The 25,131-nt window shown below is 46.6% G+C and carries 22 protein-coding genes and 1 other RNA gene; 10 read left to right on the forward strand and 13 right to left on the reverse strand.

Translation table 11 applies throughout. The features are described 5' to 3' along the window. Positions 1–187: 187 nt before the first annotated feature. Positions 188–679 (forward strand): outer membrane protein assembly factor BamE, encoded by a 492-nt coding sequence (locus CBX96_RS01310; protein ID WP_039978606.1) that lies wholly within the window; start codon positions 188–190, stop codon positions 677–679. A gap of 74 nt (positions 680–753) precedes the next feature. Here CBX96_RS01310 and CBX96_RS01315 read toward each other — a convergent pair whose 3' ends face one another. Together CBX96_RS01315 and CBX96_RS01320 are read right to left on the reverse strand one after the other, a co-directional pair. Next, on the reverse strand, positions 754–1,089 hold the full coding sequence (locus tag CBX96_RS01315; RefSeq protein WP_011623525.1) for an RnfH family protein: 336 nt from the start codon (positions 1,087–1,089) through the stop codon (positions 754–756). Then, positions 1,079–1,516 carry a type II toxin-antitoxin system RatA family toxin gene (locus CBX96_RS01320; RefSeq protein WP_011623526.1) on the reverse strand — a complete coding sequence of 146 codons (438 nt, stop codon included), beginning with the start codon at positions 1,514–1,516 and terminating at the stop codon, positions 1,079–1,081. The genes CBX96_RS01315 and CBX96_RS01320 overlap by 11 nt, the downstream gene beginning before the upstream one ends. 253 nt (positions 1,517–1,769) lie before the next feature. Between CBX96_RS01320 and smpB the strand changes: the two genes are divergently transcribed. From smpB to CBX96_RS01350, 6 genes are all read left to right on the forward strand, one after another. Then, entirely contained in the window at positions 1,770–2,261 is a 492-nt protein-coding gene (gene smpB / locus CBX96_RS01325; protein ID WP_011071661.1) for an SsrA-binding protein SmpB, read from the forward strand. Positions 2,262–2,333: 72 nt separating this feature from the next. Then, positions 2,334–2,688, forward strand: a transfer-messenger RNA (tmRNA) gene (ssrA, locus tag CBX96_RS01330). A 175-nt stretch (positions 2,689–2,863) separates the two neighbouring features. Then, positions 2,864–4,099: an integrase domain-containing protein gene (locus CBX96_RS01335; RefSeq protein WP_109285439.1), complete on the forward strand. Its 1,236-nt coding sequence runs from the start codon at positions 2,864–2,866 to the stop codon at positions 4,097–4,099. Continuing rightward, a complete protein-coding gene (locus tag CBX96_RS01340) occupies positions 4,093–4,848 on the forward strand; it encodes a hypothetical protein (protein WP_109285440.1) in 756 nt (251 codons plus the stop codon). The genes CBX96_RS01335 and CBX96_RS01340 overlap by 7 nt, the downstream gene beginning before the upstream one ends. Before the next feature lie 126 nt (positions 4,849–4,974). After that, the gene (locus tag CBX96_RS01345; protein WP_109285441.1) at positions 4,975–5,238 is read left to right on the forward strand and encodes an AlpA family transcriptional regulator; all 264 of its coding nucleotides are present in this window, start codon (positions 4,975–4,977) and stop codon (positions 5,236–5,238) included. A 237-nt stretch (positions 5,239–5,475) separates the two neighbouring features. Then, complete coding sequence (locus tag CBX96_RS01350) at positions 5,476–6,039, forward strand: inovirus-type Gp2 protein (protein WP_109285442.1); 564 nt, start codon at positions 5,476–5,478, stop codon at positions 6,037–6,039. 540 nt (positions 6,040–6,579) lie between these two features. Here the strand turns inward: CBX96_RS01350 and CBX96_RS01355 are convergent. From CBX96_RS01355 to CBX96_RS01375, 5 genes are all read right to left on the reverse strand, one after another. Continuing rightward, positions 6,580–7,533, reverse strand: a complete 954-nt coding sequence (locus CBX96_RS01355; protein WP_109285443.1) for a hypothetical protein — start codon at positions 7,531–7,533, stop codon at positions 6,580–6,582. A gap of 75 nt (positions 7,534–7,608) precedes the next feature. Further along, on the reverse strand, positions 7,609–8,607 hold the full coding sequence (locus CBX96_RS01360) for a hypothetical protein (protein WP_109285444.1): 999 nt from the start codon (positions 8,605–8,607) through the stop codon (positions 7,609–7,611). Between the two features lie 255 nt (positions 8,608–8,862). Continuing rightward, the gene (locus CBX96_RS01365) at positions 8,863–9,831 is read right to left on the reverse strand and encodes an Abi family protein (protein WP_109285445.1); all 969 of its coding nucleotides are present in this window, start codon (positions 9,829–9,831) and stop codon (positions 8,863–8,865) included. After that, positions 9,831–11,624 (reverse strand): restriction endonuclease subunit S, encoded by a 1,794-nt coding sequence (locus CBX96_RS01370; protein ID WP_258293868.1) that lies wholly within the window; start codon positions 11,622–11,624, stop codon positions 9,831–9,833. The genes CBX96_RS01365 and CBX96_RS01370 overlap by 1 nt, the downstream gene beginning before the upstream one ends. After that, the gene (locus CBX96_RS01375) at positions 11,624–13,120 is read right to left on the reverse strand and encodes a class I SAM-dependent DNA methyltransferase (RefSeq protein WP_109285446.1); all 1,497 of its coding nucleotides are present in this window, start codon (positions 13,118–13,120) and stop codon (positions 11,624–11,626) included. The genes CBX96_RS01370 and CBX96_RS01375 overlap by 1 nt, the downstream gene beginning before the upstream one ends. A gap of 247 nt (positions 13,121–13,367) precedes the next feature. Between CBX96_RS01375 and CBX96_RS01380 the strand changes: the two genes are divergently transcribed. After that, positions 13,368–13,775, forward strand: a complete 408-nt coding sequence (locus CBX96_RS01380; RefSeq protein WP_109285447.1) for a hypothetical protein — start codon at positions 13,368–13,370, stop codon at positions 13,773–13,775. Between the two features lie 176 nt (positions 13,776–13,951). Here the strand turns inward: CBX96_RS01380 and CBX96_RS01385 are convergent, their stop codons facing one another. Then, entirely contained in the window at positions 13,952–14,101 is a 150-nt protein-coding gene (locus CBX96_RS01385; protein WP_011626831.1) for a hypothetical protein, read from the reverse strand. Positions 14,102–14,175: 74 nt separating this feature from the next. Here CBX96_RS01385 and CBX96_RS01390 point away from each other — a divergent pair, with 74 nt between their 5' ends. After that, positions 14,176–14,550, forward strand: a complete 375-nt coding sequence (locus CBX96_RS01390) for an elongation factor Ts (protein ID WP_146194323.1) — start codon at positions 14,176–14,178, stop codon at positions 14,548–14,550. A 9-nt stretch (positions 14,551–14,559) separates the two neighbouring features. Here CBX96_RS01390 and hsdR read toward each other — a convergent pair whose 3' ends face one another. Beyond that, on the reverse strand, positions 14,560–17,025 hold the full coding sequence (hsdR, locus tag CBX96_RS01395) for an EcoAI/FtnUII family type I restriction enzme subunit R (RefSeq protein ID WP_181382118.1): 2,466 nt from the start codon (positions 17,023–17,025) through the stop codon (positions 14,560–14,562). A gap of 447 nt (positions 17,026–17,472) precedes the next feature. Between hsdR and CBX96_RS01400 the strand changes: the two genes are divergently transcribed. After that, positions 17,473–17,865: a group I intron-associated PD-(D/E)XK endonuclease gene (locus CBX96_RS01400; protein WP_109285450.1), complete on the forward strand. Its 393-nt coding sequence runs from the start codon at positions 17,473–17,475 to the stop codon at positions 17,863–17,865. A 491-nt stretch (positions 17,866–18,356) separates the two neighbouring features. Here the strand turns inward: CBX96_RS01400 and CBX96_RS01405 are convergent, their stop codons facing one another. The 4 genes from CBX96_RS01405 to CBX96_RS01420 form a co-directional block, all read right to left on the reverse strand. Then, positions 18,357–20,057: a toxin-antitoxin system YwqK family antitoxin gene (locus CBX96_RS01405; RefSeq protein WP_109285451.1), complete on the reverse strand. Its 1,701-nt coding sequence runs from the start codon at positions 20,055–20,057 to the stop codon at positions 18,357–18,359. 9 nt (positions 20,058–20,066) lie between these two features. Next, positions 20,067–22,301, reverse strand: coding sequence for a hypothetical protein (locus CBX96_RS01410; RefSeq protein ID WP_109285452.1), 2,235 nt, complete (start codon positions 22,299–22,301; stop codon positions 20,067–20,069). A 374-nt stretch (positions 22,302–22,675) separates the two neighbouring features. Beyond that, positions 22,676–23,716, reverse strand: a complete 1,041-nt coding sequence (locus CBX96_RS01415; RefSeq protein ID WP_309221589.1) for a porin — start codon at positions 23,714–23,716, stop codon at positions 22,676–22,678. A gap of 15 nt (positions 23,717–23,731) precedes the next feature. Then, positions 23,732–25,084: an FMN-binding protein gene (locus tag CBX96_RS01420; RefSeq protein WP_109285585.1), complete on the reverse strand. Its 1,353-nt coding sequence runs from the start codon at positions 25,082–25,084 to the stop codon at positions 23,732–23,734. Between the last annotated feature and the right edge of the window lie 47 nt (positions 25,085–25,131).

Genomic DNA, 25,131 nt, shown 5'->3' on the forward strand with positions numbered 1-25,131 from the left:
CGCAGGGCAGCTTATTTAAGCCCAATGATCATCATAAAAATCTTCACTCACAGCGAACTAAAACGCGCCGCTTAGGTCGAAAACTCACACAATTGCAACGATAAGCGCCGCAACGCCCAATTACCCTTGTCATAAGGGGGAGTGCTTGGGTATGATGGCCGCCAGATTTTCAGAAGTAGCGCATACAATGATCAATAAAAAGCAAAGTCTTACCCTGCTGAGCGCCATTGCGCTCTCAGTTTCGCTCAGTGCCTGTAGCGTGTTTGATTGGCTGATCTATAAGCCCGATATTCCGCAAGGCAACTACATGGAGCCGCAACAGGTTGAAAAGTTGCGTATCGACATGACCAAAGAGCAGGCCGAATACATTCTTGGTCGCCCAGTATTGCGTGACAGCTTTGCCGATGACACTTGGTATTATGTGTACCACTATAAGAGTGGCCGTGATGCGAGCATCACCCACAAAGAACTAATCCTGCACTTTACCGGTAACAAATTAAGCTTAGTAAAGGGCGACTATGAATTAAGCCCAGAGTTTAATACACCGCTTGAGCAGAGTAAGTTACCTATGGCTAACACCGCTGAGTCTGCACCGCTCGTGCCAGCACAGCGCCCAGATGAAAAGCCATTAGTGAAAGAAAATCAAACCGAAGCGCAAGTTCAAAAGCCGATCAAGTAAGCACACTGGTTTAACACTTGCCCTAAACACAAAAAGCGCCCATGGCGCTTTTTGTTTATTCGCGTTCTAACAGATTAAGACACCCGTCCACCGGTCACTTTGTTGGCACGACCTTCATCCTTGGCCTTATCGGCACGGCGACGGCGCACATCCTTAGGATCGGCGATCAGCGGGCGATAAATCTCCACTCGCTGCCCCGGTAAAATCACTTGGTCATGCTTAACCACATTGCTAAACACCCCAAGCTTTACCGTTTCTAAATCAATCTCAGGGAAAAAACTCACCATATTGCTCTGACGCACTATGTCAATTGCGCTCGTGCCGGGCAATACGCTAACCGAAATCACCTTTTGCTGAGTCGGCAGCGCATAAATAACATCGACGACGAACTTATCTGCTTCATTTGTCACTGTAAATTACCTTAGCGCGGCTGGTAAATGCCGTCACCATAGACACCATAAGATCATTAAACACTTTACCAAAAGCCATATCGACCAATGAGCTGGAAAACTCGAAATTTAAGTCAAACTCCACTTTACAGGCATCTTCCGTCAACTCGGTAAAACGCCACTGGCCGAATAAGTGTTTAAAAGGCCCATTTTCAAGTCTTAACTCGATACTCTTTCCCGGCACCACCTGATTGCGCGTGGTAAAGGTCTTACGGATCCCCGCCTTACTCACATCGACCGAGGCCACCATGGTTTTACCATCAAACTCAAGCACTTTACCGCCAACACAACCGGGTAAAAACTCTTTGTACGACTCAACATCATTGACTAAATCATACATTTGCATCGCACTAAAACGAACTAACACACTTCGAGAAATTTGCGGCATAGGGCTTGGCACTCTCAATCTAAGTAAACACGCTGTCTCAAGCAAACTCCGCGCGCCCTAATCTCTAGGGAAGCTAACAAAATTGGTTTGGATTCTACCACGATACTTAAAAAACGCACCCCTCACATATCCCTATGATGACTAAGCAAAACCGCATAAAAAAACAGCAATAAATTGATGAAGGCTTGAAATAGCTCAAATAAACCCTTATATCCATTTCAAATTGATTCACCGTGCGTATAATGGCGCCACTATGGTAAAGAAAAACTCAAAAAAAGCCGCGCCTGCGACGATCGCACGTAATAAGCGCGCAACCTTCGAATACCGTTTCGAAGAAAAAATGGAAGCCGGCCTGTCCCTCATGGGATGGGAAGTGAAGTCTATCCGCATGGGTAAAGTGAACCTATCGGACTGCTACGTTTTCTTAAAAAATGGCGAAGCCTTTATGCACGGCTGTACCATTATTCCGCTCAATACCGCCTCCACCCATGTGGTGTGCGACCCGATTCGACTGAAGAAATTGCTCTTAAGTCGTAAAGAGTTAGATAAATTAGCCGGTCTTGTTGAGCGCCAAGGCTACTCGATTATCCCTATCTCCATGTACTGGCGTAAAGGTGCTTGGGTCAAAGTGGAAATCGGCCTAGGTAAAGGTAAAAAAGACCACGACAAGCGTGAAGATACTAAAGCGCGTGAGTGGGAAGTGGAAAAAGCCCGCGTAATGAAAAAGGAAAAAACGCGCGGATAATGAACAAACGATTGAACTTGCAGCAAATGATACTAGGTTATCGCCACGCGACGAGTTACAATCAACTTTCTTGGGGGCGATTCTGGATTCGACAGGATTCACGAAACCCTGGGAGCATGCCGAGGGGCGGTTGGCCTCGTTAAAAGCCGCAAAGTTATAGTTGCAAACGACGATAACTACGCTCTAGCCGCTTAATGCCGCTAGCCATCTACCACACGTTTCGCACATGGGCAGTGGATTTGATGGTCATCTCACATCGTGCTAGCGAGGGAACCCTGTCCGGGGGTGAACCGCGAAACAGTACCGGACTCACCGTTTGGGATCCTGTCTTTCGGAGTTCAAACGGTTAGACAATAGAAAGACTAAGCATGTAGCGCCTTGGATGTAGGTTTTCTGGACGCGGGTTCAAGTCCCGCCGCCTCCACCAAATGATAGAACGAAGACGTCTTAGGACGTCTTTTTTCTTATCTAGATAAATTTAAAATCAATAAGTTACAAGATTTACTTGTAGTAATTCGTCTTTTTTCATCCATTAATATCCGCTTGCAATAGATACACCCAGAGCTACACTGTTTGAAAAATGCTCTAATTGGTGTATCAAAATGGCAAAAAGCACGAAGCAGATTAGCGATACAGAAATTCGCGCAGCAAAACCTAAAGAGAAAGAGTACAACCTGTTTGATGGCTTAGGACTCCGTTTAAGAATCAAACCTAATGGCTCAAAGTTATGGCTACTTAACTACACTCGCCCTACCGATAAGAAACGAACCAACCTCAGTCTGGGAAGCTATCCCGAAATATCGCTAGCGAAAGCCCGTGCTTTAGTTTTAGATGCCAGAACCCTACTTGCACAGAATATCGACCCCAAAATCCATAAAGACCAAACTGTTGCAGCAGAAACTGCGTTGAAGGTAAATACCTTTGAAAAAGTGGCTGGTGATTGGTATGAAATTAAACGGGATAGCATTACTGCTGAACATGCGGCCAAAACCTGGAGTTCACTTGAGCTCCATATCCTCCCCTATTTAGGCAAAACACCTATAGGGCAAATCACGGCCCCAATGGTCATTAAAATCTTCCGACCTCTTGAGGCCAAAGGTACGCTAGAAACGGTTAAACGCCTATCACAACGCATAAACGAAATCATGATTTTTGCCGTCAACACAGGATTAATCCATGCTAATCCCTTATCCGGTATAAAGGCTGCATTTAAGAAACCCAAAAAGCAGAATATGGCGGCAATGCCACCAGCAGAGCTCCCAGAGCTTATGCGAACAATAGCCAATGCCAATATTCGGCGAACAACACGATTCTTAATCGAGTGGCAACTGCACACCATGACTCGTCCAAACGAAGCCGCAGCGGCTCGGTGGGATGAAATTGATATTAATGAGCGCCTATGGGTGATCCCTGCTGAGCGGATGAAAATGAACCGTGAGCACATTATCCCACTTTCTGATGAATGCCTTGCTATTTTAAAGGCCCTTAAACTCATCAGTGGCAATCGTGAATATCTTTTCCCCGCGGATAGGGATCCTAAAACCCACTGTAACGTGCAAACAGCTAATGCGGCATTAAAGCGTATGGGATTACAGGATAGAACTACCGCCCATGGCCTGCGCTCATTAGCCAGCACAACATTAAACGAACAAGGATTTGATTGGGATGTGGTAGAAGCAGCACTTGCCCATACTGACCGAAATCAGGTTCGTAGCGCCTATAACCGCGCAAAGTATCTTGAACGACGTAAAGAAATGATGGATTGGTGGAGCAAACATATTGTTAAAGCTGCTATATCGAATGCCAGTTTAGCTATATCTCAGGAGGAGCCATGGTAGACAGGAGCATACTTAGAACAACCAATATTCTTCAACATGATCGAAAAAGCTTACACCAATATGGTTTTAGTGATCCCGAGATAAACAGACTTCGTCAGTGGGTCATGTCCAGCCCATGGGAAATCAATGAAGTTAACGCGGCATATGAAAAACTGACTGAGATTAAGGAAAGTATTAGTGAAATTAAGAAGAATTTGTCACGATTAACGGCATCACTCCCAGCCATAACACTAGAGTTAAACCATATAAATAAACAATTTAGCCAAAACTCATCTCCTTGCCTTTTCGAAGGCTTCTCTTTTATTAACTCCAGTCAAACACCAGACGCAGCGCAAGCTGAGCAAGAATTATTAATAGGGCTTAGCAGCCTAGAATCGACCATAAATCACCATTTGCAAACATGCCAAGCCCCAATGCTGATCCAATATAATCAGACCCTAATGGAAATAAAGGAAACGACGGGGAAAGAGCGCCTATTACTGGGATTGCGTGGAGTTTGGGCGCAAAAGCACCCAGAAGATTTAGCTGATGCCAGCGCTAACTTCATCAACTTTATCGCGATTTTATTTATGAGCTCCGATGGCAAGGGTGCAGAAGACGTTAATAACAACACTTGCAAAGGGTGGTGGAATAAAGTTCGCAAACCTGAGTTAAAAAATGCTAAACGGTTACGCTACCCCATCATCAGCCTCATCGATGAGCAAGGAAATAAGACCTATCTAGCATTTACACCAAAACCCCACGACTAAAACCAGCGAAACTCAATGCAAGTACAAAACTGCAATTTTTTAATGCAGTTTTGTACCAGATCTCTAATTAACTTCTCGGCATCATGACTCCGAAATCATTCAACAACATCCATTACGGGGTTAATTATGTCAGAAGTAAAAAGAATCGTTCGTAAACACGAAGCCAAAACAATGCTTGGGATTAGCCACAGCACCTTGCATGAACGTATCAATGCTGGGTTGATACCACCTCCCTTTCGTTTATCGGGTCGTGCTGTAGGTTGGTACGAGTATGAAATCCAATATATTCTCGCGGCCCTTGCCGCTGAAGAATCGGATACTGAACTCGCATTGGTAGTAAATAGCCTGCTGAAACAACGTAAAGAAGCCTGGGCAGCATTAAGGCGCTAACAATGTAGCCCAATGACGCTTCAGACAAGGACGTCTAGCGCTCATTATCGGACGAGTTCGGTTGTTTTCGATAATTTCGATGGGTTTTTAACCCTCAAAATACAAACACAGTAAACACCTAAACACCACAGAAAACGCCACTCGGGAAGTTAATACACATGGTTAGACAATCGGGGATATTAATAATATCTCTATCCCCCATACCACACTTGCCGAAATAATATTGGACAACAACCAATGCATATAACCCATGCGGACTTTTTTCACTATGCAGGACAGGATTGGAAAATCAATAACAAAGGCTCAGGATGTTATTTGAACATTCTCAATTCACTCTTCAAATTAATTATTAGCTATCAGCAGCAACACTACCGGCTACTCGCCATTCGATACGATTTGCATCAAGTCAGCAGCGTTGATAGCAACAAACGCATGACGGTATTTTTTAGACGTTTGAACAAACAACTCAATGCAAAGTACCAAGGCATCGATATGCGCTATGCCTGGGTCAGAGAACAAGCCACAGCAAATGCACCGCATTATCACATTTTATTGTTACTCAATGGGCAAACTGTACGCCACCCTCATAATATTACGATGATTTGTACAAAGATTTGGCAGGAAATGAGCGGTAGCATTTTCTTTCCAGAAAATCTGTATTACTTGGTATCACGAAGCGATGTACGCAGACTAGCCCAGTTAATCTATCGGGTAAGCTATTTCGCAAAAGGGAAAGATAAAGAAAATCGACCAGAACAAACCAAAAATTTTAGTTGCTCCCGATGCGAACTAAAAAATTAAGCAATAAAATCCGCACTGTAAAGTACGACGTCAAGCTCGCGTCAAGCTCGCGTCAAGCTCGCGTCAAGCTCGCGTCAAGCTCGCGTCAAGCTCGCGTCAAGCTCGCGTCAAGCTCGCGTCAAGCTCGCGTCAAGCTCGCGTCAAGCTCGCGTCAAGCACGGCAGAGTAACAGGTTATCTCTTCAATTCAATAAACAAAACTCAAAGCCCCTTCAAAGCCCCTTCAAAGCCCCTTCAAAGCCCCTTCAAAGCCCCTTCAAAGCCCCTTCAAAGCCCCTTCAAAGCCCCTTCAAAGCCCCTTCAGGTTGAAGAAAAGCAATCTCTAATTGCAATCAATGATTGAATAGCCTCCCGCATATCTAAACACGCTGAAAAACAAACGCAAACCTGCGCGGATGCTTGCGAGCATAGACTTAACTAGACTACAACCAATCCATTCAGGAAGATGTGACTAACGATATTTGGGAGACAAAAAGATATAAAATCTTTAAAACACGCACTTTACACAGCTATCTTACGTCATGATGGTGCTTCACTTTCTTTAACCACCAAAGCCTGAAGGGATATAACGCTTCTGAGTCACATAGAGGTGAGTACAACAAATGGGACAGGCATTTGCCATGCCTTTAATCCCCGTGAATGTCTTACCGCAAACACAAGTGCAGCGCACAAGTTTGCGCGGGTCAATATGAGAACCTTTGGTTGATTGTTCCGCTGCAGCCATAGTGCGTTTCCCCAAATCCACATCCTCAGATATCAGACTGTCGGCCAATTTCTGCTCCTTCAGCGCCTCATCAATCAGTCGATGCTTTTCGGCAAGACGTCCATCCTCTCTTGGATGGTACTTCCAACACTTGGCTATGGTGCCGGTGTTAAGCCAGCCAAGTAATTGAGCTCTGGCAGTGCCAAGTACACCCCCTTCGGCTAGAGGATCGCGATAAAAGTGGTGGGATAACCCCCCCAGATCCAGCAATATCGCACCTGCTCCCATTTGCCTCAGCAGATTCTTATCTATCGGAAAGCTGCGCCCCTGATAGACGAAATACACAATTAAGAACGCTTCAGGAAACTCATACAAGACATCGACTTTGTGCCCCATAAAGTCGGCATCGACCGTCAACTTAACATCATTGGCCGTTAACAGCATTTGTTTGGCACACTTAACCTCAGGCTTAAAGCGGTGCTGCAAAGTGAGGGGAATTGTTACTTGAATTTGGTACTCTGGCACAGTTAATCCGGCGCCATCACTTAGCAGCTGGTGGGCCATCATCCTAAGCGACACTTCAAACGAGTACTCGCAATCGACTATCTCTTCTTTGGGGATGTTGCGGGTATGGTGAGAAAAGTGCCACTCGCGCTCATCACCATGGCGTGCAGATAAGCGCAAACCACAAGAAGGGCAAATACAGCCGCAGGCAAGGCCGCGCTCAACCTCGGCGACATCCTTCCAGTCGCCGGTAGTTTCATCCTTTCCGAAGGGTACACCGAATTTCATTTTTGCCATCCTTGCACAAGGTTAACCCACGAGTTCCCCAAATAAAGAGTTCTCTCTCCTAATTCGCTCTAGCGCTCACTGATTAACTTTTTCTGTCACAATTCCAAATTCGGCCATTTTGTTAATCAGCCGAGTGATGCCTCCAATACTCCATTGATTCGAAATCGCGATGCACTCACCAGAGCGAAGCAGGATTGTTGCATCATCACGGGAGTGATAACGTTTCATCCTCGACTCTTTAATGTCATCCCATAAGATGGCAACCCCACTACGGTGGATAGTTCGATCAAATACTGACAGCAGCGCTGCCAAGTTTGCTGGACAGTTCATTTCTATCCAATCCGTCAACAACACAAGGGCGAGGTTACGCTTGTTATAGGTCTCGCCTTTGTATCTGAATTGGGAGTAATCCCGCCCGCCTGATTGGCTCTTTTTCTCTTCAGCCCGCTTTTCACGGAACTTAATTTGATAAGCCTCAGCTTCCGGTACAGGAATAATTTGCTCGGAGTTAATGAGCACATCTCCTTGATACTTAAATGGCGTCAGCCGCACACAGCTGATATCAAGACCTTTGTCGCGAAGCCACAGCACCGAAGTCGTCAACTCTTTGCCGAAATCAGCAGACACCAGCACGATACGCACATCGGTACCAAAGTCATCGAGGCGGCTTTCATCCAAATCGGCAAAATCCAACAAGGTTTTGCGCGCATCAATGTCCAACCTTTCCTGCTCGATATAAGCCTCAAAGTACTCACAGGCTTTATCAAAGGTCATGTTGGCTATCATGGCGGCATAACGCAGCGCCTGTAGTTCCATATGTGCGCCAGTGTCATCCCGCTTCAGCTCTATCACCACCAAGTTAGCATTTCTGTCTATCGCCAACAAATCAATGCGCCGACGGCTGTCTTCCCAGTCCGAAAATTCATCAGAAATTATCAGGCAATCCGGTGCAATCGCATCAATGCTATGCTTCAGCGCTTCCTGTAAGTCATAGCGTTCTTGTAGCCCCTCTGCAGCAAAGGTCGTCTGCACAAGCGGCTGGAGTTTCTTGTTGGAAATGTTGTAAATGCTCATCAACTTACCCCTTAAGTCCTTTTAATTTTAGTAACCTAATTCAAAATAACCAATTGAATATATTGAGCAATATAACTACGTTTGCGTACAAAAAGACCGTAGGTAACGGCAGTGACAGTTACGGTCCCGCAAGTAAAACTTGTTGACAAAAGTCCGTATGACGGACTACTCTTTGCACCAACACGACCCCGGCCTCTTGGTTGCTTTGCAACTTACGCTGGGGTTTTTATTAGATGATTTTTACCACCGACGGCATTACCACCACTCCTGCCAGTTCTCTATGTACCCCATATTTGCCAACCCCAGCTTGCGCACCGACTTTTGTGTGGGGAACGTCAGCAGATGATCCCGCAGGCGCAGATGCCACTGGGTATTCGGGCAAATCACCTTGAGTAGATGCCGCGTGATCGCCAGCAACACGAATGGCTTGGCCAGCCGCTCATCATCTTTTGCCAGGAAATCGCACCATTGCACCTCTCTTGGCTTGGGCAACTTCACCTGCGTCGTCACGTTGCGGTTCCAGAGGCGGCTATGATGGGCGCAGATATTGCGCAGGTAACTGAGGCCGTAGATCCAGCTGGCAAACACCTGCCAGTCCAGACCGTATTTGCTGGCGATATGCTGCTGATCCGATACCTTCATCATGCCGATCAACTGCGAGATGGCGCCAAAATCAAATACCTCCACCGCCACCCAAATGGGCAGCTTATCGCCATGGCGCTGATGATAGTGGCGTACAAAATCCTCTTTGGAGCGTGTCACCAGCCCTTGGTACTTCTCCATCCACGCCTCAAAACGGGTCAGCCTACTGCCCTTGTATGCTTGCTGGCGAATAAAGCTGGGGTGGAAGTAGCTGCGATCGAGGTGAGCAAAGGTATTTCGCTTGCCAAGGAGATAGGCAAGATCGACCCGCAAGGCCACCTCGATCCGCTCCAGCGCATCCACTACCAGCAGGCGCAGCTTCTTGTCGAACAGATAGAGCTCCACCGCATCCAGCAGATGGGTACCTTGGCAAAACTGGTCGGTCGCCCGGGTCTCCCGTTTGCTTTCCCCCTCAGCAGCGGGCTCAAAGCGGCGAAATGGGTACCAGTAGCCGCTTAAACGGTAATAGCCGATCCGCTCCAGATAGCTCAGTGCGGCATCCCGGTCTGTGACCGTGATACCGCGCCCAATCAGCTGATCCAGTTGCTGTTGATAGCTAAGCCAGGGGCGAGCGTAGGACATCAGGCAAGGGCTCCTTCCACTAGCGACTCGGCCAGCGCAAGCTCGGTCTGCTGGTTGGTTTGCAGGCGGGATTTGAGCTGATCGCAGATAGCCATCAGTTCATCAACTTTAGCGGCAATCTTGTGCTGTTCAGATACTGGTGGTAAGGGAAAAATCAGACTTCGGAGTGCTCCTAACGATATAAATGGCTGAGCCCCCCCAACAGCTTGTTCTTGAAGGTCATTCGCTAAATGCTGAGTGTATAAGAACACATATTCAGGTAATGTGCATTCCTTACTGAAGTACTTAAACAATGCCACGTTCTTAACGCTAAATGGTCTTTGACTCATAACCATCACTTGGTTACCAATATTCCCACCAATCATTGAGAAAAGAATGTCGTACTTTTCAACAAGTGAACGCTTAGATATTTCAACATGGTCCTCTTCTGAAATGTACCTAGCATTTTCAAAGTCAACCAGACCATTTTTGAAGTCTTTACTTGTAATCAATGGATATGTGTTCTCCCCAACAGCATCTTTAGGGGAATCATGAGTTCCATCCCTGACATCTATCACATTTTGTAATCGTGCAAACACCCAGCCTTCTGGTATCAAAAATGGTTTATCGTCTTCACTAATAGCAGGCAGCGGTTTCTCTTTTTTGATTTTCTTCTCTTTGACCAGCTGGGCTTTTTCGGCAGCGATGCGCGCCAGCAGGACTGCGGCGGGTTCATCGCTCGGGTCTTGCGGCACCAGCTTGCCCATCACCGCAAGTTGCAGGATGGTCTGTTTCAAAGTGTCGATGCTGGCCTCGCTGGTAAAGAGGGTATCGAAGTGAGTCCTTAGCCGCGCCCAGTTTTGTGCCAGTTCGTCGGCGTCGGTGCTGTCGGTCAGGGTCGCCAGCAGGGTCTCTACCAGCGTCTGATGGGCCGCCAACTGCGATTCGCTGCGCTGCTCCAGCTGGTCGCAGAGGGCCATAAGCTCATCAATTTTAGAAACAATACGTTTCTGCTCATTAAATGGGGGGAGAGCCACAATAGTCGCTATTAATTTATCTTTTGATATATTCGGTTGAGCTCCACCAGCCCCCATACCAATCAGCCTGGGTCGATATGCTTTTAACAGTTGAAGCAGATATAAATTTAAAAAACCATCAAATGTTGTACAGGCACAAACAGCTTGGTTAGTTGTAGCCTTAACACCAAGAATAGCTGTTTTACCAATTGTTGCGCCATACATGGCTACCAGCACATCACCCACATCATTATAACGTAGTGATGACTTGCTAAGAGCTAATTCAGTCACGGACTCTTCAGACTTAAATATATAATCCGATGTCAACTCTCCAGATTTAAACCATGGAATATTCCCGCCGTAAAAATCTGAATTGCTTCTAGTCGGAGTCGCTCCCGCCCCCCAATCCCCAAGGTCATTTAACCTTGCCCACTCCCACCCATCGGGTAATTCAAACAGCTTCTCTTCCTCACCTATTTCCGGCAAGGCTTTAGACTTTTTAATTTTCTTCTCTTTCACCAGCAGTGCCTTTTCGGCAGCAATCCGTTCCAGCAGCACGAAGGCGGGTTCATCGCTGGGGTCTTGCGGCACCAGTTTGCCGCGCACGGCCAGCTCCAGGATCAGCTCACGCAGCTTTTTAATACCGGTGAGTTCCAGCTTGCTATTGCTACCGCGCCCGGCACTGCTTTTGGGGCGCACTGCTACAGTCCAGAGATCAATGTGGTCGATAATTGCTCCTGCATGATCGACATTCACGCCATCCATGGCGCTTGCCGTAATAAGCTTCTCGACTGACATCAGTTGAACTCTCCTTGAGTGCCAGAGCTGAGCGCTTTGCCAAGAATGTCTTTAAGCTGGTCACGCAGGGCCTGGATTTCGCTCTGCTCTTTGGCATAGCGCGCCAGCAGCTCGTCGGGGTCATGGCTTATCTGCTCACCGACATGGGGGTTTTTGATATCGAGGTTAAAGCCCCGCTCGATGATGGTATCGATGCTGACCTTCCAGGCGTGCTCGTTCTCTACGCGAGCGGCAAAGCCGTCCGCCTCATCGCCCCACCAGGCAATCTCGGCTTCGAACTCTTCAAACTTCATCGGCTTGGTTTTGCTGTAGTTCTTCACCCCAGCCGGATAGGGGTGTTCGTAGAACCAGACGTCTTTGGTGGGTTGGCCCTTGGTGAAAAAGAGGATATTGGTCTTAATGCCGGTGTAGGGGGCAAACACGCCGTTTGGCAGGCGCACTATGGTGTGCAGGTTGCACTCTTCGATGAGCAGCTTTTTGATTTTGGTTTTAACGCCTTCGCCAAACAGGGTGCCATCGGGCAGCACCACGGCGGCGCGGCCGCCCTTGCCATTGCTGGCGCTGCCATCTTTAAGCACTTCGATGATGAGCTGCAGGAACAGATCGGCGGTTTCACGGGTTTGCATGTCGGCCGGGAAGTTTTTTTCGATACCGTCTTCTTCGGTGCCGCCAAAGGGCGGGTTGGTGATGATGACATCGACATCGTTATCCCAGCTGGACAGCGGCTGGCTTAGGGTATTGCCGTGTTTGATTTGCACCGGCACTTCGATGCCGTGCAGCAGCATGTTGGTGGTACACAAGAGGTGCGGCAGCTGCTTTTTCTCAACCCCGTGGATTTGCTGCTGCAGCTGTTGATGTTGGGCGGCGGTGCTGACCTGTGCTTTTAAATGCTCGACCGCGCAGGCCAAAAAGCCGCCGGTGCCGCAGGCAGGGTCCAGCACCTTTTCACCTAACTGGGGATTGATGCGATTAACCATAAACTTGGTGACGGCGCGGGGGGTATAAAACTCACCGGCATTACCGGCGCTTTGCAGGTCGCGCAGGATTTGTTCGTAGATATCGCCAAACAGGTGGCGCTCACTGGAGTCGGTAAAATCAACCTCGTTGAGTTTGTTGATGACCTGACGCAGCAGAGTGCCGTTTTTCATGTAGTTGAAGGCATCGCTGAACGCCTCTTTGACCACATAGCCACGGGGATTGGTGTCTTTGGGGGCTGTGAGGTTTTTAAGGTCCACGAACAGCGCGTTGTTGACGAACTCCAACAGCTCATCGCCGGTGATGCCTTCTTTGTCTTCGGCCCAGTTGCGCCAGAGGTATTCACTGGGAATGGGACTCTTGTAATCGTCCTGCTCGAACTCCAGCTCCTGTTCCTGTGCATCAAATATTTTAAGAAACAGTAGCCACGACAGCTGACCAAGGCGCTGGGCATCGCCATCGACACCGGCATCTTTGCGCATGATGTCTTGGATAGACTTAATAACGGAACTGATGGACATGAGAGAAATACCTGAATACCGGAAAATGCTTGGGATAGTAGCAAATTAGTGGCGTCAGTACACGAATTGAGGGGATATTTACGAGCAATATAATTGGATGGCGTGAATAAAAAATCGCCTTGTAGCAAATAGTTAATAGCATATGTCACAAAAACCTTCGCTTAAGGTAACAAAGCCTATTCAAGGAATAAGACTTTGTGCTTAAATGCGCGCAACAACTCATATACAGGGACGAGAGTGAGCCAGAATGATAATCGAATGCCCCCATTGCCGACACGATAACGAAATAGAGTATGCAGAACATATCCGCTGTAAAAAGTGTGAGAAGGACTATAAAGGCTATAAATTTTCAAAGCGCAAATGGATTGCTACCGGGACCCTTGTTGTTGGCGTAGTTTTTGGTGTTCATACGGGCAAAGACCACCTATTGCACGACAATGCCGATCGTTATCCGTTGGATGTGGAATATGCCTTTTTGGACAGCTGCGTTAATGGCAGTAATAACCTGATTTCCACCAGCAGATATCAGGATAAACGTAAGGTGTGTTTATGCGCGATGAAAGAAACTCAAAAACAATTTAGCTATCGCGAGGCACAAAAAAATATCGACAATTTTAAGGCCGCACTTCGGCTAAATGCCCACAACTGCAGTTAATCTAAAGAGTAAAAAGGCCTACATCATGTGCAGGCCTTTGTTTTATGGGTTCAGATTATTTTTTGGGCGTGTTACCACGTCCAGGGCCGGATGGATTACCCGTCTTGCTTGGGTAATTGGGGTTTGGCTGAGGCTTTGCTGGCGCATAAGCAGGCGATTTAGTCATCACTGTCTCCTTATTTACCGGCATTTTGGTTTTTTGCTGCTCCGCTTTGGGCGCGGGCAGCGAAAGAACCTTTGGGAACTTGGCCACCATTCTGCTTGGCGGTACCAGACTGAATACGAGCAGCGGCTGCGGGTGTCATTGGGGTTTTATTGTTGGACATAATCAATTCCTTTAATGAGTTAAATGGGTGTCTTCGCTAAGACAGGCACAGAATCGCACAGGGAGCGGGGACAAATGGGGACAGCACAAAAACAAAAGCAAATTAAAGAGCTATTGAGCAAGTTAGGGCTGAGTATTCCGAATTTTGCTGGGCTGGTTTACGAAGCGCTTTATATAGATGACTGTGGCGATTTGGGCGTAAGTGATGCCGATGAAGATCGCAAGTTTGCAGAAAAAATAAAAAAGCATCTGAGCCGCAAGACGACACCTGAAGAGATTCTGGATCAATACCTTGAGATACTGGCTGAGCAGCCAGGCTTTGAGGCATTGCAACTTGGGTACATTAAAAGCCGCTATGTACCTCACACCTGCTTAAGTGATGAAATGACCGAGGTCATGAGGCAAATTTCTGTTGAGCTTGATGTCAGGGCAGAAAAGTCAATCACATAGGCAGTTAAACTACCCCACCGATTGATAGATAGCGGCCTCAAGTTCGCTGATAGCCTGCTCGTAATCAGCGACATCCCCAAAGCTCTTTTTCACAATTTCCATAGGGCGTCCCAACTCAGTAAAGGGGGCGACCTTCAATACCTGACGGTTTTCAATCTCCTGTACTCCGGCGTCGGCATACTTATCAAGTAGGCTTTGGAGCACTTGCTGGGCGGTATCTGAGTATTTGGTGAAATAGTTGCGCTTTTTCACCTGCTCGGCACGCTCGCGGCGGGTGAGTGGCGGTTGGTCATACACCACATGGCAAATAAGGTCGAAGGGGTCCATTTCTTTGCCGACCTCTTGCTCCAAGAACTCCCAGACGATCCCCAGAGTTGCCAGTTCTTCTATGACGGCCTGCTTACGCTCGGCGCCATGCCAGCGCTTGATAAACTCGTCCATAGAGGCAAACTGTTTAGATAGGGTTTTACGGGTGTAATCTTTAAATGACTCGGTAACCAGTTTGCCGTCAGTGTCGTAATACTGTACCCGCTCCGCCAGCGCTTTTACGGCCACGCCATTAACATGGAATTTGCGGACTTTATCTTCGCTTTCCCAATCACTATCATTGCCCTGCTTGTTATTGCCTGCCCCCATCTGATAGCTGGATGGCGGCTCCTGAATCGAGCCAGGATCGATATCCTCACCATCAAAGATTGAGGTCGGATCGTCACTGGTTGCATCAACATCGTCTTCAGAGATGTTGTTTAAACCTTCTTCGGTGTCGAAGTCCTCTGGCTTGACCTGCTTAACCCGCTCGGGGGTACCATCGAAGCGCTCGTCGGCAAAGAGTTCAGTAGCCTTTTTGAAATCGAGAATGGTGAACCACAATTTGTTGTATCTGTCGTCAATGCGGGTGCCACGGCCGATGATTTGCTTGAACTTGGTCATTGACTGGATGGATTGGTCGAGCACCACCAGCTTACAAGTTTTGGCATCGACGCCGGTGGTCATCAGCTCTGAGGTAGTGGCAATGACCGGATAGGCTTTTTTGGGATTGATGAAGTTATCCAATTGGCCTTTGCCGATTTCATCATCACCGGTGATCTTCATGATGTATTTATCGTTTTTGGCCACTTGCTTAGGATTGAGGTTTACCAAGGCGCGGCGCATGCGTTCCGCATGATCGATGTCATTACAGAACACTATGGTTTTGGCCATGGGGTCGGTGCGCTGCAAATACTGAGTAATCGTTTTGGCCACCAGTTCAGTACGCTCATCAATGACCAGAGTGCGGTCCATGTCCTTTTGGTTGTAGATACGGTCTTCGATTTCGTGCCCAGCTTTATCCAATTGGCCTTTGTTTGGGCGCCATCCCTGAACGTCCACATCAATATCGACGCGGATCACCTTGTATGGCGCAAGGAACCCGTCCTCAATGCCCTGCTTGAGTGAATAGGTATACACAGGATCACCAAAGTATTCGGTGTTGGAGACTTCATCGGTTTCTTTGGGGGTAGCAGTAAGGCCAATTTGAGTCGCAGCGGAGAAATATTCGAGTATTTCACGCCAGGCACTGTCTTCGGCGGCACTGCCGCGGTGACACTCATCAACAACAATAAGATCGAAGAAATCTGGCGCAACTTGTTTATACGCTTTTTGGCTTTCTTCTGGGCCTGTTAGCGCCTGATAAAGCGCGAGATGTATTTCGTAGGCTGGGTCTACAGTTCTGCCAGTAACCTTGGTCATGGACGTACCAAAGGGTTGAAAATCATTGGTTTTAGTTTGATCGACTAGGATGTTGCGGTCGGCAAGAAACAGGATGCGTTTTTTAGCGCGGGACTTCCACAAGCGCCAGATGATTTGAAAGGCTGTGTATGTTTTCCCTGTGCCAGTTGCCATAACTAAAAGCACTCTGTCCAGCCCTGCTGCAACAGCCTCAACGGTTTTATTGATGGCTTGAAGCTGATAATAGCGCGGCGCCTTACCGTTGCTGTCAGGATAATAATCCTGTGTGATAACCGGCAAATGCTCTGCCTTGTATCCCTTCCAAGTGCAGTACTTGTCCCACAGCTGCGCCGGTGTGGGGAAATCTTCGAGGGTGATAGTGGTTTCGAGTGCTAGAGGATTGGTTTTATCGTGAAAAACAAAACCATCTCCGTTTGACGCAAATATAAATGGCACTTCCAGTAAGGCGGCATAATCCAGCCCTTGTTGCATTCCCTTGCCAATTTCATGCTTGTTGGCCTTGGCCTCTATGACAGCCAGTGGCATGGATGGCTTGTGATAAAGCACTATGTCGGCTGATTTTACTTTTCGCCTTGCTGCAACCTGACCACGAACAATCACTTTACCATCTCGAAGTTTTACCTCTTGACGGATTTGTGTCATATCGTTCCATCCTGCTTGCTTGATGGCTGGTAAAATGAACTTGGAGACGATATCGGCTTCAGTTAACAAGGCTTTTTGCATTAGTAGGCTTCCACTATCATCCATGGGTTGGAATATGTTTTGATTCTCGCACAAAGAAACTGATTCAGGTAGCAGTGAACCTGAGTTATTTGATTTAAGACAATGGGATAGATATTTAAAATCAATCAAACACACGTAGGTTGGCGCGGATAAACGCATTTTGTGCAACCATCAAAAAACAACAGAAGATGCAGACTTAGCACGGCTTCCTCGGAACAACCGCCATATTGACAGTCTCAATATTCAAGTTTATGTTTAGACCGTAAATTAGCACGCGATTCACCAGTGTGATACTGAATTGGCATTTATGGAGAGTATGGGTTGAGCCCGAAATCCAAGCTTGGCCGCTTTGCCATGGACTACATCCATTAGAAGTAGTTGTGAATCCTGATTGAAAGACCCCCATAAGGGGCTTTCGCCACCGTTTGAGCAGCCATGAGCCTACGGGGGCATTAACTCAGGATCATAACTATGCCTATCAAACAGATCGAAACCGCCCCAAAAACCGCTCAATTTTTTAAAAGTGTATCCTATGAAACTCTAGCCGCATCTTGGCTGCAGGCTGATGGCTGGGAAGTCTTTATGCCTCTTACCGATCATGGCAGTAAAACGGATTTACTTATTTCAGATGGCAGACAGTTTTATCGTATCCAGGTAAAGTCACTGCAAACCAATGATGAAAATACTGAAGTGGATGCCCAATGGCCAAAGGATAAGATTGACTATGTGCTGTACTTTTCTCGCGTAGGGAACTGGGGCTACATTACCCCACCTTTCCAAGGACGTGTAAAACTGAATCGTAAAGGGCATATTCGGTTTCACCAACATCCTAAAAACTTCAATTCAATGTTCGCCCAAATTTAGGGTAATTTTCATGCAAAAAGTTTTTTAGGTACATTAATAGGTGCATCGAATTAATCAAAAATAAAAATTCACTATTTAAATTAATAAATTACAAAACAAATTCAGATGACGCCGCCTCCACCAAATAAAACAAGGGCTTAGCAGAAATGCTAAGCCCTTTTTCTTTTCAGTGGCTACAAAATAGCTACATCGGGATATTGCCCACTTAGCTCTTAAGATTTAATGCTCATTATTTTCTTGTACCCAAAAGATGACCTAGTGCATTTTTAGTTTAACGAATGCACTTTGATTGTTTATTTTGCAAACACCCCCAAATGCATCTAGATGTGGCCAATATAGCTGCATATGGGACTACTCAAGAGATATATTTCGATGGGCAGGCAGTTGGGGGGAGATTACCGGGGCAGAAAAATTTAGCTCAAATCCAAACTGACAGCGGCCCACTAAAAAATGGGCAACGGCCAGTTTAGATCTGAGCGAGTACAGATACGTTATTGGCCCACATCGACACCATTTTGATAATGGTATTCGGATGAGGCTTCGCCGTTGAAGTAGTAGACCAACTTGCCGTGTAACTGGTTATCGACATACTCTTCGCTTCGCTGCAGGCTACCGTCTTCATTGAAGCTGTAGCTTTTCCCTTGCAAAAGGCCTTTGTTATCGTATTGCATCGTACCCAATAAGTGGCCGTTAGCGGACATGGCTCGCCACGATCCCACTTCGTGCCCCGCTTGGTATTGGCCGTGCCATAACTTCACCTCGCTGTAGCTGCTCTCGTCTTGTACTAACCATTTGCCTTCACGCTGGCCATTAACGTACTGGCCTTGGGCTTGCAGTTGTTTATCGAAGCCTCGCTGTAAAAAAGCGCCATGCAGCTTATCGTTTTGATAAAACGCTCGATACATTACCGTGCCGTCGGCGGCGATATCGCTCTGTTCGCCGTTGAGCTGTCCTTGTGAATTAAACTGTTCGATACGCGTCGAATCAGGATTTTGGGTGACCCACTTACCGACCTTTAGATCCGATTGATATTGCCCTGTGACAAAACTGCCATTTTCGGCGTTATCTTCACGATACGCGCCGTGCATTTTGCCTTTACTGTAATTTATCCGCCTGAGAGAGCCATTCCAACCTGCGCCGACATATATCCCTTCGTAGCTGCCTTTAACTCGCTCTTCTCGTTCAAGCAACTCGCCTGCCCTATCAAAACGCTGACGCAGACTCCAGTCTTTTACGGTATCGCGCTGATATTGATAAGTTAGCTTTCCGCTCTCATCGAAGCGCTGCTCGTTGGTTATATGGCCTTTCGCGAGATATTGAGTGTCAATTTGGGAGGTTACATGGCCCGTACTCGCATAGGTTATATCCTGAATCTCACGGCCTTGTGCATCGTATTTCTGCTGCTGGGCTAACCGCCCTTGCTGATCAAAACGTTGTTGTATCCCTACCTGCTTATCATGCTGATAATGTTTAATTTCTCTAGGCACACCGGCGGCTTGGTAAACCAACACTTCACCGTGTAATTTTCCTTTGATGTAAAACTCTTTAGTGAATAACCAGCCTTCTTTTGTCCAGTAAAGGCGCTCGCCTTCTCTTTTACCCGCGACCATATTCACAGTTTGCTCTGGCTGACCATTGCTATGGAAGCTTTCATATAAGCCTTCCATTCCCTTAGCGCCATAGGTTACCCGTGTTTGCAGCTGGCCATTGTCAAAATAACTTTGCGCTAATCCAGACTCCACACCATTCGCATAATGTTGATGGTCGCGTAATTGACCATTGAGGTGATAACGTTTTTGCTCACCGTGGAGCCTGCCATTCAGATATTGGTACTCACCCGAGCGTGTTCCATCTTCCCAGTAATACAGATGCGTTCCCTGATAACGCCCTTGTGCATCGCTACGTCCCTTGCGAGAAAGTTGACCATTAGAGTGATAAAATTCGAAATCACCGACGATAACACTCTCCGCTAAATTGGGGCCGTTGACTGTCCCCTTAAAAACGGGTTTATCCGTCTCTACATAAAAAAGCGTTACTGGCCACACGCCCTCTTGCTCAGTCGCTTGCTGTTTCTGGTAGTAAATAGCCTCACTAGGCACCGCGCTAGGCTGCCATTGTTCGTCGAGTAAGATGCGTTCAGCCAGCACATTAAACGATAGAAATAGTGTAGATAATAGTAATAAGGCTCTCATATCAGCTCCTTAAGGTAAGGCTGGGAATGTAGTAACCCACTGTTTATTAACGGGCTCGCCGCTAACTTTCAGGTATTCAATCGCCTGCACTCGCCCTTGCAGCTCAAACCAACGGTCTTGATTAAGCACTTGCTGTAACGGCCGTTGATAAAAATCGTCGCGCTCCCCAGGCATAAAAGGTGCGAGTGGAATGTTCTGCGCATTTAAAAAACGATAACGGCGCATCACCTCACCCACGGTTTGCGTGGTATCGAGTTCTGGCAATTGAGTGGTATCAATCAACCAACCTTGCTTAGGTTGATACGCAAGCGATTGCCATTCGGGCGTACCCGTACAGCTCAAGGCACTGCTGACTTTAATATCGTAAAAATTACGACGGATCCCATCGGCACTGGTGAGTTGATATAGAACCGTCTTATCAAGATGTTCCGCCATACTGTTTTCGGATTTAATCTGCGTCCATTGCAAGCTGTGGCCGTCAACTTGGGGCGCATCCAGCACAGTTAGCGAGCACACGGCGGCTTGCTCGGCGCTTAACTGCAGGCTAACACCATACTTAGCGACCATTTGGGGTTCGAGTAAGGCGGGATCGGCGACGAATGTCTCTTGCGGCTTATCGTAGCGCGCATACATATCATCACGGTAAAGCGTGCGCTGATCCACGGGGGGATAAGCGACGTTATTCATGTAATCCCCCATTGGAATAAAACGAACATCTTGGGTCAGCTCGCTACCCTCATCCGGTGTATTCACATAGATGGTTAGCGCCTGTGGCTCGGCCGGAAAACTAAAGAAGGTGGTGGGTTCAAATTGCATCGATGCAGCTAACCCCAACATATTGCGTTCGGCTGAGGTTAACCAAGCAGGTCCTTCTACCGATGGCGATTGGTACTTCATCATGGCGCCTTCGGCACCGTCGAATCGCCCCGCTAACCAAGATTTATGGGTTGGGTCACGCGATGTGAGCACATAAGAGAAGGGCTTATCGGGGATCGGAGCAAATTCCAGCTGTAAATCTTTATACTGCAAGGACACCGTTTTGTGTGGATCGGGTGTTAATGCCAGTTTAACCAGCTTAGCGCCCTGATAGTGGGCCTTAGCACGAAACTCAGTCACTTGGGAAAACAGCTCGGAGGGTTCATTCCAACCGACGAGTAAATGTTGCTCTACGGATTTATAAAAACCATCCTTTTCAGCGAAATTAAAGCGATAAATTTTACTGAGTTGTATCGGTAAAACACTGCCATCGGCACTGTGCGCGGTAATATCGGTTAGATGAAACTCTCCCGATGCTTTTAAACCTGAGAAATCATGTTGATAGGTAAGGCTGAGTTGGTCATCATAAAGGTCAAAGTAACCTGCATCGTAGGCAAATACCGCCTCTTGGGTTAAAGATTTATTGGCCTCTTCAAGTGATAATTCGGGCTGTTTTTCATACTCACCCGGTGGGAAATCGTAATCAAAAGCCACTCGCTGCGACAGGTCGCCCAGCTCACGCTCCTTAGGCACCATAATCACATTGCTGCGCATCGTCCCCTTAAAGCCATAACGCTCAAAGGGCACCTCAGCCACTAGCCCCATCTGCACAAGCCATCCTCGGTCGCGCTCGAGCATCAGTTGGCCGTATATTTTGGCTTGCTCACCTTCGCTTTCCACCTGAGCCAGAACATGGGTGTCAGTGACCTTTAACACGGTAAGCTTTGAATTAGCATGGCCTTGATAGGCCGGAAGCATCACCACAGCCCCCACTTCAGCAGGTATCGAATTAATAAAAACCGATGAGCTAAAGAGCTTTTTAAGTTCCTGCTCAAGCTCAAGACCGCGTTCTGCCAGCATGGCTTGCCAGGCAGGTTTATTTAACGCGCTAAATTCTTTAACGCTGCCATCGTCTAAATTTAATGCAAATTCAAAGCCCTGAGAGAAAATGGCATGCATTTCGGGATTTCGCTCAGCCCGTTCGCCGCTGCTCACGCCACTCCCTTGGCCATCTTGCATTTTCATATAATCAACATGCACTTCGAAACGGCTATTTTTACCCGCCTCGAGCACCTTATAACGCAGTAATTGATGGGATGTGGTGTCCACCGTTTCATTACGGCCACCTGCCTCGACCGAGATGCGGGCAGTGCTATAGACTTGATACGCGCGCTCATCGCCTTTTTGTGGCTTAAACTCCACATCGGCATCGCCAAATGAGCAGGCTGATAAGAGAAAACATGTAACTACACTAACCAAATACTTCATGGTTATTCCCTGTAACTGAATATTAAAACGCCGCATTATGCCCGTTAATTGGGCATAAATACATTTTTGAGGCGATTTTTATCTAATTTACGATATTTGAGATGAATAATCCTCTCAATCAGGGATTAATGTAATTTGGTCTTTGGCTCAATTTTTATACGGAACTTTAACAAAAACGTGATATTAACGGAGAGGAAAAGCACTATTCATAAGAAATATCTTTCAACATCATTTTCAAAAGTAGCTAAAATTAGTATTGGTTGTTACTTGTTTTTTGGGGTTGGAACTATGTTGAATTACAACATGACACAAAATTAGTATCACCATATCAAGCCAGATAAATAGCTTAGTATGGTGATAAATAGAGGTACAATTTAGAAGTCGTAACGCATACCAAGGCTGACAATAGTATCGTCAAAATCATCATACTGCTTCACATCAAACTGACCGATTTCAGTATGTAGACGTGTTGATTTACTCAATTTATATTCAGCGCCAATCGCCCATTGGGAGATTTCTGGCACCTCATCAATCAAGGTGTTTTTACTGGCATAAACACGGTTAGCGATTAATCCAGTACCGGAGTTATCAAATCCATATTGGGCCTTTAATGATAATTGGCCTAATTGATATTTGGCACTAACGATAACTCCATCACCTTCACGCTGTTGCCAATCGGTTTTATCAGTATTGACCAATTTTGAATTTTGCAGCATTGTCGCAAACTGCCACTTATCCCACTTATATTGGACAACGCCACGGTAAGCTTCAATATCTTCTACACCGTCACTGTAGGCAACTGCAGCATATATATCGCCCGTTTTAAAGAACTTATCACCATAGGTAACCGCTAATTGGTAATTGCCATTATCACGACGGTTATCATTATTACTGTAATGATTGTCCTCCAACAAATAGCTCACACCTAATTGCAACTTATTCCAATAGGCTGACTTGTATTCAAAGGAGTCACCCCAGCGCTTATCTCCGGCAAATAAACGGTCATGTTTTAAGGAGTAATTGTCCATTGCATCAGACATCCCCTTAGCCATTTTAAATACCGGATCAATCCGTCCAACCGCTAAGGCACCATAATTGGTGTGTTTCACACCAATAAATGTTGGCCGTGCTGAGAATGGTTTATCGCCACTATCTTGGCTCTCACCATTTACGCCGACCTCAATTTGGTAAAATAGTGAGGTGCTGTCGGTTAATTGACTAGCCCCTTTAATACCGATGCGCGTAAAGTTATTTTCTAATACGGTGCCGCTTTTATTTTTATGCGTCGCACTGCCGCTATCGGAATTGGTTACCGAATAATCGATACGACCATAAAACTTATGTTCATCAGCCACGGCCTGTGTAGCACATAGCGCCAAGGTAAGCATCGAAATAGCAAATGATTTATTCATCATGTTAGGTATCCATTATTACTGAGCAGGTAAGGCATGTTCACTAATCACGCCATCGGCACGCATTTGCTTGTACAACACATCAGCGAGTCGCAGATAGTTGTCCCAGGCATCTGAACGCTTAGTAAAGCCGGTTTGGGCGTAACTACCGGTATCACCTGCTGCAGGTAAATCATTAATATTGAACAGCGAACCACCCTCTTTCAGATGCGAAGATAAGGCATCAATCATCACGTTAAATCCGATACGCGCGGGCTCAACATAATTAATCGAGTCATATTTGGATTGACGATAAAATGCTTTCAATGAGGCGTCTTGGATATCTTTCTTCTCGTCAGCAAAGATTTCATCGTAATGGGCACGGGTAATTTTGTGGCTATTTTTATCAACCACTAACCGCAGCATCGCAGTAACGCCTGTCCAACGACCTTTTTCATCGAGCAATTTTTCAGCTTGCTGATAAAAAAGCGCATCACTCGCTCCAGCTTGAATCCGACTATGGATCTTAGCGGTCAAAGGGATCATCGATTGCTGAATGCTGTTTGAGGCGCCAGCAACAATATCAATACCTTGATATTTTAAGCGGTTAGGCTCGCTGAGCTGGTTGCCTAACTTAGGATCGTAGTGAGGATTTAACTCAAAGGTAAGTTGGTCTTTTTCCATCATTAACTTTTCCATAGTTAATGCGGATTGTACCCATGCGGTACCTTTCTTTTTGCCCATAGAGAAATTGTACTCGGACATGCGCTTAGGCACATTTTGGTAAAGGCGAGTGTAGTAATTCGGACGCCCACTCTCATTAAACTCGGCCAGGATCACATCCTGAAGGTTGTTTGAATCAACTACCACCAACATGCTACCCATATGCCCTTGGCGGAAACGCGCTTCTTCAAAGTAGTAATCACCTTTCACTAGACCTAAACGCGGTTGGATAGACCATTTCAGTTTAAAGTCATCATCCCCTGTTTGGCTGCGTGCACCCACGGTTTGATATTCAGGCTTGGCACCATCTACACGAGGTAAATCATTGATTGCTTTTAAAATACCATTAGATGAGTAGGTTGCGCCTGCAATAGCATCAATTCCCTCATAGCCATTGTGGCTCACAATCTCGGGTAGCAAACGCTCAGCATTGAGGTACAGTGACTCGGTTTCTTTATGTGACAGAGTTTTTACCTGAGTGATATTGCCCTTTTCAACTTTAACCTCAAGGGTGATTTCACTTTTTTTGCCCTTACCGCTGACATGATGGACGCCATCAATATATTTCCCCTGCGGTGCAGTATTAGCACAACCTGCTAAGGCAAATGTTGCGAATGCAACCGCACTAACCAGCAAACTTTTTTTGAAATGTAATTCAGCTTTCATCATATAACGCTCTTCAACTAATGAACTTGCCGCCAGCATAGACCTCGGAA

The organism is Shewanella sp. BC20, assembly GCF_003129585.1.
Taxonomy (GTDB): Bacteria; Pseudomonadota; Gammaproteobacteria; order Enterobacterales; family Shewanellaceae; genus Shewanella; species Shewanella seohaensis.

Coding starts and splice junctions, on each gene's coding strand:
- CBX96_RS01310 (WP_039978606.1), top strand. CDS start 188: ATGATCAATAAAAAGCAAAGTCTTACCCTGCTGAGCGCCATTGCGCTC.
- CBX96_RS01320 (WP_011623526.1), bottom strand. CDS start 1,516: ATGCCGCAAATTTCTCGAAGTGTGTTAGTTCGTTTTAGTGCGATGCAA.
- smpB (WP_011071661.1), top strand. CDS start 1,770: ATGGTAAAGAAAAACTCAAAAAAAGCCGCGCCTGCGACGATCGCACGT.
- CBX96_RS01335 (WP_109285439.1), top strand. CDS start 2,864: ATGGCAAAAAGCACGAAGCAGATTAGCGATACAGAAATTCGCGCAGCA.
- CBX96_RS01340 (WP_109285440.1), top strand. CDS start 4,093: ATGGTAGACAGGAGCATACTTAGAACAACCAATATTCTTCAACATGAT.
- CBX96_RS01345 (WP_109285441.1), top strand. CDS start 4,975: ATGTCAGAAGTAAAAAGAATCGTTCGTAAACACGAAGCCAAAACAATG.
- CBX96_RS01350 (WP_109285442.1), top strand. CDS start 5,476: ATGCATATAACCCATGCGGACTTTTTTCACTATGCAGGACAGGATTGG.
- CBX96_RS01355 (WP_109285443.1), bottom strand. CDS start 7,533: ATGAAATTCGGTGTACCCTTCGGAAAGGATGAAACTACCGGCGACTGG.
- CBX96_RS01360 (WP_109285444.1), bottom strand. CDS start 8,607: ATGAGCATTTACAACATTTCCAACAAGAAACTCCAGCCGCTTGTGCAG.
- CBX96_RS01365 (WP_109285445.1), bottom strand. CDS start 9,831: ATGTCCTACGCTCGCCCCTGGCTTAGCTATCAACAGCAACTGGATCAG.
- CBX96_RS01370 (WP_258293868.1), bottom strand. CDS start 11,624: ATGTCAGTCGAGAAGCTTATTACGGCAAGCGCCATGGATGGCGTGAAT.
- CBX96_RS01375 (WP_109285446.1), bottom strand. CDS start 13,120: ATGTCCATCAGTTCCGTTATTAAGTCTATCCAAGACATCATGCGCAAA.
- CBX96_RS01380 (WP_109285447.1), top strand. CDS start 13,368: ATGATAATCGAATGCCCCCATTGCCGACACGATAACGAAATAGAGTAT.
- CBX96_RS01385 (WP_011626831.1), bottom strand. CDS start 14,101: ATGTCCAACAATAAAACCCCAATGACACCCGCAGCCGCTGCTCGTATT.
- CBX96_RS01390 (WP_146194323.1), top strand. CDS start 14,176: ATGGGGACAGCACAAAAACAAAAGCAAATTAAAGAGCTATTGAGCAAG.
- hsdR (WP_181382118.1), bottom strand. CDS start 17,025: ATGGATGATAGTGGAAGCCTACTAATGCAAAAAGCCTTGTTAACTGAA.
- CBX96_RS01400 (WP_109285450.1), top strand. CDS start 17,473: ATGCCTATCAAACAGATCGAAACCGCCCCAAAAACCGCTCAATTTTTT.
- CBX96_RS01405 (WP_109285451.1), bottom strand. CDS start 20,057: ATGAGAGCCTTATTACTATTATCTACACTATTTCTATCGTTTAATGTG.
- CBX96_RS01410 (WP_109285452.1), bottom strand. CDS start 22,301: ATGAAGTATTTGGTTAGTGTAGTTACATGTTTTCTCTTATCAGCCTGC.
- CBX96_RS01415 (WP_309221589.1), bottom strand. CDS start 23,716: ATGATGAATAAATCATTTGCTATTTCGATGCTTACCTTGGCGCTATGT.
- CBX96_RS01420 (WP_109285585.1), bottom strand. CDS start 25,084: ATGATGAAAGCTGAATTACATTTCAAAAAAAGTTTGCTGGTTAGTGCG.